The 13,418-nt window shown below is 38.0% G+C and carries 8 protein-coding genes; all 8 read right to left on the bottom strand.

Annotated features, from left to right (window positions below):
• Positions 1–63 precede the first annotated feature (63 nt).
• The 8 genes from ATE47_RS13830 to ATE47_RS13795 all read right to left on the bottom strand — a co-directional run bounded on the left by ATE47_RS13830 (position 64) and on the right by ATE47_RS13795 (position 13,295).
• A complete protein-coding gene (locus tag ATE47_RS13830) occupies positions 64–534 on the bottom strand; it encodes a DUF6759 domain-containing protein (protein ID WP_062162516.1) in 471 nt (156 codons plus the stop codon).
• A gap of 31 nt (positions 535–565) precedes the next feature.
• Positions 566–1,213: a DUF6759 domain-containing protein gene (locus tag ATE47_RS13825; RefSeq protein ID WP_062162515.1), complete on the bottom strand. Its 648-nt coding sequence runs from the start codon at positions 1,211–1,213 to the stop codon at positions 566–568.
• Positions 1,214–1,327: 114 nt separating this feature from the next.
• Positions 1,328–2,005, bottom strand: coding sequence for a tRNA (guanosine(46)-N7)-methyltransferase TrmB (gene trmB / locus ATE47_RS13820; protein ID WP_062162514.1), 678 nt, complete (start codon positions 2,003–2,005; stop codon positions 1,328–1,330).
• 78 nt (positions 2,006–2,083) lie between these two features.
• A complete protein-coding gene (locus ATE47_RS13815; protein WP_062162513.1) occupies positions 2,084–2,872 on the bottom strand; it encodes a DUF6759 domain-containing protein in 789 nt (262 codons plus the stop codon).
• 207 nt (positions 2,873–3,079) lie between these two features.
• The gene (locus ATE47_RS13810; RefSeq protein ID WP_082632608.1) at positions 3,080–3,868 is read right to left on the bottom strand and encodes a hypothetical protein; all 789 of its coding nucleotides are present in this window, start codon (positions 3,866–3,868) and stop codon (positions 3,080–3,082) included.
• Between the two features lie 161 nt (positions 3,869–4,029).
• Positions 4,030–7,437, bottom strand: a complete 3,408-nt coding sequence (locus ATE47_RS13805; protein WP_062162512.1) for a T9SS type B sorting domain-containing protein — start codon at positions 7,435–7,437, stop codon at positions 4,030–4,032.
• A gap of 111 nt (positions 7,438–7,548) precedes the next feature.
• Positions 7,549–10,365 carry a T9SS type B sorting domain-containing protein gene (locus tag ATE47_RS13800; RefSeq protein WP_062162511.1) on the bottom strand — a complete coding sequence of 939 codons (2,817 nt, stop codon included), beginning with the start codon at positions 10,363–10,365 and terminating at the stop codon, positions 7,549–7,551.
• Positions 10,366–10,478: 113 nt separating this feature from the next.
• Positions 10,479–13,295: a T9SS type B sorting domain-containing protein gene (locus ATE47_RS13795; protein ID WP_062162510.1), complete on the bottom strand. Its 2,817-nt coding sequence runs from the start codon at positions 13,293–13,295 to the stop codon at positions 10,479–10,481.
• Between the last annotated feature and the right edge of the window lie 123 nt (positions 13,296–13,418).

Genomic DNA, 13,418 nt, shown 5'->3' with positions numbered 1-13,418 from the left:
AAAAACGCTGGATCTCAAGATTCAGCGTTTTTTGTTTATAAAACTAAGTTTTTACCGTTCTAGTTAATTAGAAAGCTTCACGTTATAAGAGCTTGTAATGAACTTTGTTTTTTGATAAACCGTGTTGCAAATCATCCCCGAAAGGTTATAATTTTGATTCTTAGGCACCATTACAGCACCTATTTTATTGGTTCCAATCGGGATTTTTTTGAAATAGTTGTTTCCACTTATCGTTAACACCATATTACAACGGGAATTGTTTTCCACCGTAATGGAAGTTTTAAGGTTATCCGAAGAATCATTCAATAAATCTGTTAAAACGTCTGCAGTCTCTGATTTATAAGTTTTTATTAAATTTTGATATTCTCTTTCTGTCTGGCTTGCGGAAGTTGTACTGCTTCCCGTATTTGAGCTTGTAGGGTGGGGCTTTCTAACAGGATTACCAGCCGTTGTTTTGTAATGTCTTGTCTCACAACTGTTCAGAAATAAAGAAATAACAGTAACAGCCACGGAAAAAGGAAATAGCTTTCTCATATAAAAATTTTCAGACTGTAAATTTACAATTTTACTTTTTCCCGGAAACTATATGAATTCCAACTTGCGTAGGATTGCTTATCGTTAAAAAAATACTTTTATTGATGTCTTTTTTAGAAGAATATACAACATCACAAACATTGCTTGTTAAGGTGTAATTCCCTTTATTAATAACAATAAAGTTTTCTCCTTTCGCAGGAACCGCCATATTATAAAAATTTTTACCCTGAATTCTTAAGACAAGGTTGCAGTCTGAATGGTTTTTAAACAAAAGAATAACCTCTTTACTGCTGATGTCTTCATTAAACATGGCATTGAGCAGCTTTACAGTCTTCTCCTTATGTTCGTTAGAAGTAGAAGCGAGCAGCTTTTTGAACTCTTCTGCTTCCGCAGAATTGGAATTTTTAAAGATGCCGCTAGGGATGTCAGAAATAACGGGTCTTGCTTCCATTGGCTTTGCATTTTCCTTACCTTTTGTCCATTCTGCATTTTTTAGAGCAATTAATTTAGGTTTTAATACTCTTCTTTTGGGATCATCGGGATGTGCAGTTTTCAGGAAGCTTTCGATTTCTGCTATATCTTTACTTTCAAGAATATTCTTAGCATTTTTAGCATTGTCACTTGTGCTGCATGAGATCAATAGTAGAACTAATGAAATGATTAGGGAATTTTTTTTCATAAATGATGAATTTTAATAAATTATTTTTCATTGACTTAGAGTGTGTGTTTTATTGAAATGATAATATAACTAGATGAGATTATGATGGTCATATTATTCTTTCATCTTTGCATATTAATGAATTCTAAATTTTATGTAAGTAATCGTTTTTCCTTTGGAAGAAAACAATTCTTCGTAATAGGTTCTGATATCTCTTAGATGCTCAGTTTTTGGGTCATACTCTGGAGCTCCATAAATATCATGGTGGGCAGTAAGTATTTCATAGCCAAGACCTTGTAATAGACCTAAAGTGTATCCGTGAAGGAATTCGGAATCTGTCTTTAAGTGAACAATTCCACCCGGTTTCAGGAATTTTTTGTATCTGTTTAAAAAATCCGGATGGGTCAGTCTGTGTTTTGTACGCTTGTATTTGATCTGCGGATCAGGGAATGTGATCCAGATTTCATCTACTTCGTTTTCTCCAAAAAAAGAATCAACAAGCTCAATCTGAGTTCTTAAGAAAGCAACATTGTTCATGCCGTTTTCAACAGCTTCTTTAGCCCCGAACCAAAATCTTGCCCCTTTGATATCAATACCGATAAAATTTTTCTCAGGGAATGTTTTAGCAAGACCTACCGAATATTCACCTTTTCCACAGCCTAGCTCAAGAATGATTGGGTGATCATTCTTGAAGAAATCTGTTCGCCATTTTCCCTTAAGGTTAAAACCACTTAAAGCTTCTTCCCTTGTTGGTTGAATAACATTCGGTAATATCTTGTTTTCTGCGAATCTTGCTAATTTATTTTTACCCATGAGTTTTAAAATCCCGCAAAATTAACGAAATTTCCGCAAATGCCTCGTTTTTAGCGATAAAAAATAACTATGATCGATTTATTTCTTGGCCGAACTTCCCAACGCTACCATTAAAGCCTTTTGAATTGTTTTCTGAGATGCATATTGCGCTCCGCACACAATACTTGTAAAAAGGTAATCTCCTTTTTGTACAACAATAGAATTGTCACCGTGCGCAGGAACAGGAAGTCTGTATTTTGTAGTCCCGATTCCCTCCATTCTTACGATGATATTACAGTCAGATTTGTTCTCTATCATCACAATACATTCTTTGGTATTCGGGTCATTGTCGAAAAGCGAATTAAGAATTTTTACTGTTTTATTTTTATGTTCCACCGGGTTTTCCGCCATTAGCATATTGAATTCCGAGGCTTCTGCATCAGGAATTGCGGCGGTAGGTTTTGCAACTTCAGGAGTGGTGGGGGCAACAAAGACATTCTTCGGTGTGCTTGGTGTATAGACCACGGCAGCCTGTCCCATCTGGAGCTGTTTCTGATATTTTGCTATCTGTTTTTGTCTGATGATAGCATTCATTTCCTCGAAAGATATTTTTGTGGAAGGCCTTCTTTTAAGCATAGCAAGCCAGTCCTGCATCTGCTTTACTTTGGTGTCTCCGGGTTGTGCATTTTTGATGTACTCTTTCATCATGTCCATTACACGGGGTTTCAGGACAGACCGGCGTGGGTCATCAGGATGCGCATCTCTCAGAAAGGCATTGATTTCGTAAATATTTTTACTTTTTAAAATTTCACTGTAATCTTTTCCTTTTTTCTGGGCAGAAAGATTGACGAATAATATGGCACTAAAAAGTAGAAGTATCTTTTTCATTCACTAATATTAAATTTAAAAAAATAAAATATTTTTTTTCCTTTTTTTGTGTTGGTGATTGGTATTAGTTTTTTAGTGTCTAGTTGATAACGGAAATTAAGCTATTTTTATTTTTAAACTCCGAATTTTCGCTAAATTAAACATTATTTAAAAAAAACAAAAAATGTATCGTAATTTTTGATACTCTTAATGTTATTAAACAGTCTGTTATTTTACAATTTCCTGGAGGTGAGAATTTCTCAGTCTTCTCTGATAAATAGGCATATATTTTTCAATAGGAATTTTTACGGCTTCAAAATTACCCGCCAAAATATAAGGCTCAATATTTTCCGAAGTATAAACGAATTGTAGAAAATTATCAATTAAATTTTCAGGAATTTTAAATCTTGTGAAATATTCTTTTCCTAAATAATTTTTAACCTGTGTGATGGAATTATTCATCCTTTCATAAGCTACATATCGCTGCTTTTTCTTCCTTTCACCGGACAAAATATCATAGATGCTTTCCAGGCTGAAAGTAAGGCCTCCGTCTCGCAATCCCGCTACAGGAAGCTGTGGAGGTGTTCCGTCGCCTTTCGGTTCCGGCAGGCCGATCACTTTTTTTATGGCAAGGCCTTTATCAGCTTTTTTCAGAGCATTTACATCATATCTCAGATTTCCTGTAGGCTTGAATCTGTTGATGACTACTTCCTGAATTTCACGGTAAGCTACTTTTAACTCAATTAAATTTTTCGGACCCAGCATTTGAGGGGTAAGCTTAATATCTTTTCTTTCTGTAACAATCGAGGTAAAACGGATGAGATCTCCCGGGCTTGCCGGAATAGTAAAATCACCGTTGTAATCGGTAAGAACCGTTTTCTGGGTTGAAAGATTGGTTACATATACCTGGTTGAGATATAATACCGAATTGTCTCTGAGAAAAACTTCTCCAGAATAGATTTGAGCGTTAATTTTTACCAGAAAAACCAACAGCAATAAGGTAAACAACTTCTTCATATAATGTGGCAAAATTACGCAGAAAAGCATCAATGTATACCTATTTTATTAGTGAAAACAGGTTAAAGTTATATTAAACTTTACGATAAAATTGTTAATGAATGTTATAGAATATGTTTTCATTAATAAATTATGAAAAAACTTCATTTAAAATTCAAAAATTAATAATTTTTTACCAGAAGCCAGCTAGAATATTTTACTGTAGTTGTTCCGCCAAATTCTGTCCAGCTGATGAAATACCAGTAAGTTGCCGTATTTACGGGTCTTCCTGTGATTTTTCCGTCCCAGATGAATCGGTTGGCAGATGAACCTCTGAAGATTTCGGCTCCGTATCTGTCAAAAATTCTGAACTCTACATTGTCGTTATTCATTAATGAAGAATAGTCTATGGCATCGTTGTAGCCGTCTAAGTTTGGTGTAATGGTATTTATTAAATTAATAATAACAAAAGGCCTTGTTATCTCTTCGCATCTTCTGGAATCACGTACATGGATAATGTGGTTTCCTCTCGGAACATTCATAAAGACATTGGTATCCTGCCAGTCTACACCATTCAGAGAATACTGATAAGGAGGAGTTCCTCCACTGACCCCGATGGTCACGGTAGTTCCGTTGATGTCAATAGAAGTGATAACTGGAAGTGGAGACTCTGTAACGGTTACGTGTTGTCTGTAGGTACAGCCGTCAACAGTAAGATCTACCCAATAATTTCCTGCCGGAACATTAGTAATGGAAGGTGTAGTGGCTCCCGTACTCCATAGATAACTGTCAAATCCCGGCCCTGCATTTAATGTCGTTAATGTTTTAGGACAAATAATTTTATCAACTAAAATATCAGACTTTTTCGGGATTTTAATAGTGATTGTGATGGAGGCAATATTGGGGCATTCTCCCGGTTTTTCAAATCTTATGTAAATGGTTTGTGTACCGGTAAAATTTATTGGGTTTGCTATTGGAGCTACATCGTTCTGTGCATCTGCCAAACTTCCGTGGTAGGTCACCGTTACCAAAGGATCTGTAGTAAACAAGCTTATATACGGAGTAAGATTAATCGATTTGATTCCATCAAGGTCATCATCGCAAACCGTTTCGGTATGAGTCGTTTTTATCAAAGGAATTTTTCCGCCAACTGTAAATATAAGCGGTTTGATAACGGGAGGACAACCATCTGGAGAATCTACTCTGATATAAATGGTCGTGGTTGTTGTATAACTCCAGTTATTAGGAAGTGTATTGGTGTTTCCAGCGGTAGCATCCGCTAAATTGGCATAATATCTCACTCCCGTAAAATAAGTCGGGTTACTGAGAACAATGGCTGTAATATCTGATAAAGTAACATTTACCGAACCATCTACAGCTTCATCACAAAATACCCCTGTATAATTTGAGGTCACTTGTGCATAAGGAAACAAATTGAGTGTGATTTGTGCAATACTTTTACACCCGATTGCATTGGTCACCACTGCATAAACAATAGTTCCGTGAGTAGCATTATAAGCTGTAGCAGGCGTAATTAAAGCCGCGGGATTTTCGTTTTGGGCATCAATGAGGGTAGGGTAATAGGTAATGGTTACCGGGGAGTTACCTGTGACATTTGCTGTAGTCAAATTAAACGTTCCCTGGCCTGTTCCGTTATTATTACAAGCGTTCAGGGTAGCATTATTTGTTATTAAAGCCTGGATGTTTAGGGTTACGGTTACTGTTTCGCAATCCGTAAAATCTGGATCATTTCCACAAAATGTATAAGTGAAAGTATCGGTTCCTGTTGTTCCGGGAGTTGTTACTGTGTAGGTAATTACTCCGGTTGTAGGGTTGATGACTGCAGTTCCTAAAGAAGGTGCGGTAAGAATAGCCACCGTCGAAGGAACAGGTGTTTGTGTTGAACTCGTAAAAGTAGGAGTAATGATTTTAGTGCTGCAGATATCATAAGTTACCGCAGTTTGTCTTGTGCAGTTTAAAACTTTGAATTGTTCAGTTATAAGAGGTGCGCAGCTTCCCATCGTTACAGAACAGGTGTAATATCCCGGTTGCGTAGGCGTTATTGAAGGTGATGTTGCTCCAGGAATAGGGTTCCCGTTGATATACCATTGATAAGTATCATAGATAATAGGGTCAATTGTAAGAACAATTCCCGGAATACAGTCGCCTCCGGATTTTAAAATTACAGGCTGAGTCGGGAATCCGGCAAAGAACCCACCATATCCTACCGCGTCACTTCCTGCATTGATACCGGCTGTGATTGCCTTGGAAGAAACGATAGTGATGGTTCCCGTTGTATTCGGAATTCCGTAAGTAACCCAATTATTGGTTCCTGTCATATCGAAAGGGCCCGTTGTCGCAGGAGGTGTAACTCCGTTTACGGTAACAACAGCGCCTTTTTCTGTGATTAAATTTAATTTGGTAGGAACATTTAAAATACCGGTCGGATTACCGTTGGAATGAACAAAGTTTTCATCAATAAGACCAAGTTCATTAATCTGTTTTGGCAAATAACAGTTAAGGGCAGGAATAAAATTAAAACCGCCTGTTGCCACTTCATTACCTGTACCAGTGGAATTTCCTGCAAGAATCTGATAAATGTAAACGTTTTTGGTACTTTTAATATATAAATTATAATGGTTATTTCCTTGAAGTTGATATTTGGTACCCGGTATCCTGAAGTATTCTCCGGTATTTAAAACTGCTATGGGAACCAGCTCATTGTTCACGCGGACTTCTGTGTTATCTTCGGTTGCTACCACCAAAGCACCTTCCATGTTTGATGTTATAGCTCCGTTACCTTTTACCAGGGCAAATTCATTTCCTAATCTGTCTACCGGAACAGCCTGATCCATCAAAATATCCGAGCTGCTGGGAAAATTTCCCGCATATTGACCGTTAAAATTCCCATTGGTGACGTTTACAGGCTTTGTGGCGACAATTTTAGCCCCGATAAAGCCGTCAGAATTCCCCGAATTGCTTCCACTTCCGTCAATGATATAGGATTGACCTTTATTTAAGGTAAAAGTCATGGTCGGAGTTGTGGTTCCAGTGGTCCCGTTTGAGAATTGTACGGTAGGTTTATATCCTGAGATGGTCACTACAGTGTTGTCTTCCGTTGCCAGGATACTTGTCATAAAATTCAAAATAGGATTAATGACCGTAATGGGAGCGTGGGCAGCATAGAATAATTTTCCGGTGGAAGGAATTCCTTTTGAAGTAATGATTTCCGCGTGATTGAAAACAGAAAACCTTAGATTGGCATAAAACGGAAATTCCGCTTTTACATAAAGTCCTTTAGTGGTGGGCGTAAAAAGGTCGGCCTGTAGTGTTGTAATGATATAATTTCTTAATATATCAACTTTTTGAGGGTTTCCTTTGCTGATATTTACAGTAGCAATTAAAACATTATTATTATAGATACTTACCGGAAACGGAGTCGTACGGTTAGTAGAAAGATATAATTTCTGGTAAGGATTCGGGTTTCCGGTACGGTCTACCATAGGCGCAAACCAGTGTTCCCTATCCAATTGAGCAAATGTAGAGGCGAAGAAATAAAATATAAATAAAAAGGATAGAATTTTCTTCATTTAGTTACAGCTTTTATCACAAATTTAATAATAAAAACTGGTAATGGCTTAAAAAATAAATAAAAAACCATGATTTTAAAATCATGGTTTCTACGAGGTTATGTTAATTTCTTATTCCACATTTTTTACGAGGATCCAGCCGGAATATTTTATTTGAGTTTGCGCCTTATTTGGCTCTGTCCAGGTGATCTCATACCAATAAGTTGCGGTAGGAACTTTTTTGCCATACATGGTTCCGTCCCATTTGTAGGCACTAAACTGGTTTGCCTGATGCACCTTATTTCCGTACCTGTCGAAGATATTGAATACAAGATTTTTCTTGTATGATAATTCCGAATAATCAATATAGTCATTCCTGTTGTCTCCATTCGGAGTGATGGCATTCAGAAGATTAGGAACGGTAACGGTGACGTCTATCGGCTCACAATTATAAAAATCTTTTACATAAATACTGTTTTCACCTCTCGGAAGATTTCCAAAGAAGTTTGAATCCTGCCATGTAACGCCGTCCAAAGAGTATTTATAAGGTGCTGTTCCTCCGATTACAGTAACAGTAATGGTATTATTTTTAATATCAAGATTCGAAATTACTGGCTGTTCTGCGGCAAAAACTTTTACATCTTGTGTAGTGTAGCATTCACCTGTTTTCAGTTTTACCCAATAGGCTCCCACAGGTACCGTGATCGCTTGAGTTGTAGCTCCGGTGTTCCATTCATAGCCATCAAATCCCGGCCCCGCATCTAGTGTTGCTTTATTTTCAATACAGATAATTTTATCGGTTAAAACGGTAGATTTTACCGGAGGAAGTACTGTCAGGGTAATTTCTGCAATACTGAAACACCCGTTTGAGTTGGTTACCTTTACATAAACTTTTGTATTGGATGAGATATAATTCAGAGTGCTTGTAATAACATTTGTCCCATTGGTAAGGTCCGCCATAGTAGGGTAATACAGTTTGGTAACACCAAATTGTGACGTAACAGCAGCGCTTTCAAGATTGAATGAAGCTTTACTCGGATTTGATTCGATATAGCATGCTCTTAAACTTGCGTTCTGCACAGTAGGATTTGGATCTACTGATAAATTTAAAGTTACCTGCTCACATCCTACTCCTGTTGTCGGGTTTGCACAGAAATGATATACTATTACATCACTTCCTACATAGTTAGGAGTTGCCGTGTAGGTAATAGTTCCTGCGGCATCAATTGTCGCCGTACCATGAGTCGGAGCAACATCAATCTGAACCGAACTCGGAATAAATGCTACGGTATGATTCGTAAATTTCGGAATGATTGTTTTTTTTGCTTCGCAGACAACTGATGATACTGTAACTTGTTCATAACAAGAATCCAACGAATAAATAGGTGTCGTTACAAAACATCCTCCCATACCCACTTTTACGGTATAATCTCCCGGCTGCATCGGCGTGTAAGTGTATGTATTCGCTCCAGGAATAGGAACTCCATTAAGGTACCATTGATAAGTTTCAAAACTGTCACCTGTTTCCAATACCACTCCCGGAACACAGTCGCCGGTTTTGCTGATGGCCGGAACTGAGGAGAATCCCGCAAAATATCCACCGTATCCTACAACACCGCTTCCTCCTGCAATTCCCGCAGTAACGGCTTTAGTGGAAATAATCGTGACATTTCCGGTAACTCCCGTCAATGAATAGGAAACCCAATCCATCGTTCCCGTTACGTCATAAGGCCCTTGAGCTGCAGTAGGTGTAACACCGTTTACTGTTACAGCCGCGCCTTTTTCTGTTAAGATATTTAATTTAATATTATTTGTAGACTGGGGAAGCATTTCAATATTCCCGATTTCATCAATTTTTCTAGGTAATAGGCAGTTGAGCGGAGGAATATAATTAAAACCAATTGTTGCGCTGGAAGTTGCTGTTCCGGCAAGAAGCTGGTAAACGTAGGCATTTTTGGTTGTTTTTACGTACATATTGTAATGGCCACTTCCCTGATCGATATAGTTGGTATTATTAGGTTCGTTTACGCGGTAATGTTCACCTTCATCAATGGTGGCAACGGGAGCCAGATTGTCGTTTACATAGATTTCGGTATCATCTTCTGTAGCTACAATCAGAACATCTTCTGTTTTAGCTGAAATATTTCCATAACCTTTTACAATGACAAATTCTTTTCCTAGTCTATCGGTGGGAACGGATTGATCCATTACAATATCTCCACCCGTAAGTGGTGTCCCAATATTGTATTCTCCCAAAAAGTTTCCGTTGGTAACAGAAACCGGCTTATCCGAAGTGATTTTAGCACCAATAAAACCGGTTGCATTTCCCGGCTGATTTCCTCTTCCTTCGATAATGTATGATTGTCCTTTATTTAAAGTAATTGAAAAGCTTGGAGTTGTCGTTGCAGTAGTACCATTTGTGAAAACAACAGCGGAATCATACCCTGAAACGGTAACGGTAGTATTATCTTCTGTTGCCAGAATTCCCGTTGTAAAATTCATACCGGAGGTGGAGTTGGTAATAGGAGCTACAACAGCATAAAATTTTGTACCAACGCCGGCTTTTCCTTTTGATGTTAAAATTTCACCATGCGCCGGAACCACAAATCTGAACGTCGCGAAGAAAGGTTTTGTTCCTTTTAAATATAATCCTTTAGTTCCTACAGTAAAAAGATCTGCAGCTGAAGAACCAATCATATCTGCGGCAGTGATATTATATACCTGAGGGTTTCCCTTGCTTATGGAAACAGTCCCAAGCACCACATTGTTATTGTAAATAGTAACATCAAACGGTGTTGCAGAGTCCGTTGATAGATATAATGCTTGTTTGGCGGTAGAAGATAAATTAGCTGCTGAAAAGGGTGCAAACCAATGTTCCGTATCTCTCTGCGCCGAAATCTTTATGAATGTAAAAACAAGTAAAAGTAAAAAGTAGAATTGTTTTTTCATAGTCAAATGATTAGTTTTAACAAAAATAGATTTTTATTTCTAAATATTTAGAAAAAGCATAAAAAAAACACGGTTTTGAAGCCGTGTTTTTAATAATTTTAATTAAATATTGTTTATTCTCGGTTTTTCACCATGATCCATCCGGAATATTTTATCGGTGTTTGCTTGCTGTTTGGCTCGTTCCAGCTTAGATCGAACCAATAATTTCCTGTGGAAACTTTTTTACCTCCAACAGTACCGTTCCATTTGTATCCGCTGGTTTTGTTTCCTTCGTGTAATTTTGTTCCGTATCTGTCATAAATGTTGAATACAAAATTCGGTTTATGGGATAAAGCAGAATAATCAAGTACATCATTTACGCCGTCTCCGTTTGGTGTTATTACATTGATGAGGTTAGGTACGGTAATTTCAACATCAATAGGCTCACAGTTGTAATCATCTTTTACATAAACCATACTGTTTCCTCTTGGTACATTGGTAAATACATTGCTGGTCTGCCAATTGATATTATCCATTGAATATTGATAAGGAGCAGTACCCCCAACTACATTTACCGTAACGGTATTATTGGAAATATCAATATTTGAGATTACAGGCTGCTCGGAAGCATATACTTTTACAGTTTGTCTTGTAACGCAAGTTCCTGTTTTCAGGTCTACCCAATATGTACCGGCCCCAACATTGTTGATGGACTGGGTAGTTGCACCGGTGCTCCATTCATAAGCCGTAAAACCAGGTCCTGCATCTAATGTTGTCATATCTTCAATACAGATAATTTTATCTTCCAATATATTTGAATAGACTGGAGGGAGAACAATAAGTGTAACCTTAGCTATTCTGTAACACCCGTTTGCATTGCTTACTTTAATATAAACCACTCCGTTTGGAGCTATGTAAGCTGTAGGATTCAAAATTTCATTGGTGCCGTTCTGGGCATCGGTAGGAGAAGGGTAATATTGTTTTACAATACCTGTCTGGCTTGTAACTGCCGCCGTTGTCAGATTAAATAGCGCTGTTGCCGGATTAGACTCAATAAAACAAGACCTTAATGATGCGTCTGTTACAACCGGGCTTTCAGAAACGGTTAAAGTTAAAGTTACCTGTTCGCAATCCGTAAAATCAGGATCGTTTCCACAGAATTTGTATACAATCGTGTCAGTTCCCGTAAAGCCGAAGTTGGGTGTGTAGCCAATCACTCCGCTAGGATCAACAATCACAGTTCCGTTTGTAGGTGGAGTTACAATGGTTACCGTACTCGGTACATAAGACTGTGTAGAGTTTGTAAATTCCGGAATGATGGCTTTAAATCCTTCACAAACAGTCAGTGCTTTTGTAGACTGATGAAGACATGTGAAAACTTTGTAAACAGGCGTTACTGCAGGAGGACATGATCCTACTGTAATTCTTACCGTATAATTTCCTGCAACTGTAGGGGAGTATGTATTGGAATTTGCTCCCGGAATTGGAGTTCCGTTTAAGAACCATTGGTATGTATCATAGCTGTCATCTACTTCAAGAATAATTCCCGGAATACAGTCTCCGGTTTGCTTAGCAATTAAAGGAATAGAAGAAAACCCTGCAAAATATCCACCATATCCTGCTGAGCTGTACCCTCCGTTCACACCGGCTGTTACTGCTTTTGTTGAGGTAATTGTCACATTTCCTGTGATTCCTGTGATGGCATACGTTACCCATTGTGTATTTCCGGTGAGCGGATAAGGACCTTGGGCTGCAGTAGGTGTTGCGCCGTTTACGGTAACGGCTGCGCCAACTTCTGTTAAAATATTAAGTTTTAAAGTAATTGCTGAGGTAATATTAGGCATTTCATTAATCTTGCCTATTTCATCAATTTTTCTCGGTAAAAAACAATTCAATGGAGGGATATAGTTGTAACCACCTGTATTTCTTGCCGATCCAGCACCTACCAATTGGTATAAATAAACATTTTTAGTGGTTCTCACATAAAGATTGGAGTGACCTCCACCCTGATCTTTATATTCACTTTGTAGAATCCTGTAATATTCTCCTTCATCAATTGTGGCAACTGGTGTGGTAGCGTCATTTAAATAAATATCCGTATCATTTTCTGTGGCGATAATGATCCCGCCCTCCATGTTGGCAGAACTGGTAGTGATACTTTTTACCATGGCAAACTCATTTCCAAGACGGTCTGTAGGAACAGACTGATCCATGATGAGGTCCGCACCGTCTGAAGAAGTTGTAGTAGCATAGAATCCGTTTGCATTACCGTTGGTAACGGAAATTGGCTTGGTAGATTCAATTTTGGCACCAATAAAACCGTCTCTGTTTACCGGAGTGGTTGTAGATAAACCTGTAAGGATATAAGACTGTCCTTTATTAAGGTTTACGGTCATGGTCAAAGGAGTTGGCGACGGTACATTTACAAACGAAATGTTCGGGTCGTATCCGGAAACTGTAACCGTGGTATTGTCTTCGGTTGCTAAAATTCCGGTCGTAAAATTCTTATCTGTCGCAGCTACCGTAACCGGCGTTGCTGCGGCATAAAATTTTGTGCCGATACCTGCTTTACCTTTAGAGGTGATGATTTCGCCATGCGAGCTCACCGCAGCTCTCAGTGAAACGAAATAAGGTCTGTCACCTTTGGTATAAACTCCCAAATTGGTAGGCACCGCCGCGCTTGATGCAGCGGTTGTTCTTATTAAATTTGCATTTAAAGCAAAAGTTTGTGGTGAGCCCTTGCTGACATTAACGGTTCCAATCACAGTATTGTTGTTATAAATCTTTACTTCAAACGGAGTGGTGGCATCCGTAGAAAAATAAAGAACGTGATTGTAGACACCGCCCGTAGAAACGTCATAGTAAGGGGCAAACCAATGGTCTGTGTCTCTTTGTGCAAAGAGTGTATTAAATGCACAGAGCATTAATACAAAAGATAGAAATCTTTTCATAAATATGGAATTAGGATTACTGCAAAAATAGAAAATTTCTATTAAGGTTTCTTTACATTCTACTTAAAATGTGCTTTTTAAGCAATAAAAAAACCATAATTTTTAAAAATCATGGTTAAAATA

This window comes from Chryseobacterium sp. IHB B 17019, assembly GCF_001456155.1.
Classification (GTDB): Bacteria; Bacteroidota; Bacteroidia; order Flavobacteriales; family Weeksellaceae; genus Chryseobacterium.
Note: the sequence above shows the minus strand (reverse complement) of the source record. Positions and strands in the feature narration are given on the sequence as shown.

Coding starts and splice junctions, on each gene's coding strand:
- ATE47_RS13830 (WP_062162516.1), bottom strand. CDS start 534: ATGAGAAAGCTATTTCCTTTTTCCGTGGCTGTTACTGTTATTTCTTTA.
- ATE47_RS13825 (WP_062162515.1), bottom strand. CDS start 1,213: ATGAAAAAAAATTCCCTAATCATTTCATTAGTTCTACTATTGATCTCA.
- trmB (WP_062162514.1), bottom strand. CDS start 2,005: ATGGGTAAAAATAAATTAGCAAGATTCGCAGAAAACAAGATATTACCG.
- ATE47_RS13815 (WP_062162513.1), bottom strand. CDS start 2,872: ATGAAAAAGATACTTCTACTTTTTAGTGCCATATTATTCGTCAATCTT.
- ATE47_RS13810 (WP_082632608.1), bottom strand. CDS start 3,868: ATGAAGAAGTTGTTTACCTTATTGCTGTTGGTTTTTCTGGTAAAAATT.
- ATE47_RS13805 (WP_062162512.1), bottom strand. CDS start 7,437: ATGAAGAAAATTCTATCCTTTTTATTTATATTTTATTTCTTCGCCTCT.
- ATE47_RS13800 (WP_062162511.1), bottom strand. CDS start 10,365: ATGAAAAAACAATTCTACTTTTTACTTTTACTTGTTTTTACATTCATA.
- ATE47_RS13795 (WP_062162510.1), bottom strand. CDS start 13,295: ATGAAAAGATTTCTATCTTTTGTATTAATGCTCTGTGCATTTAATACA.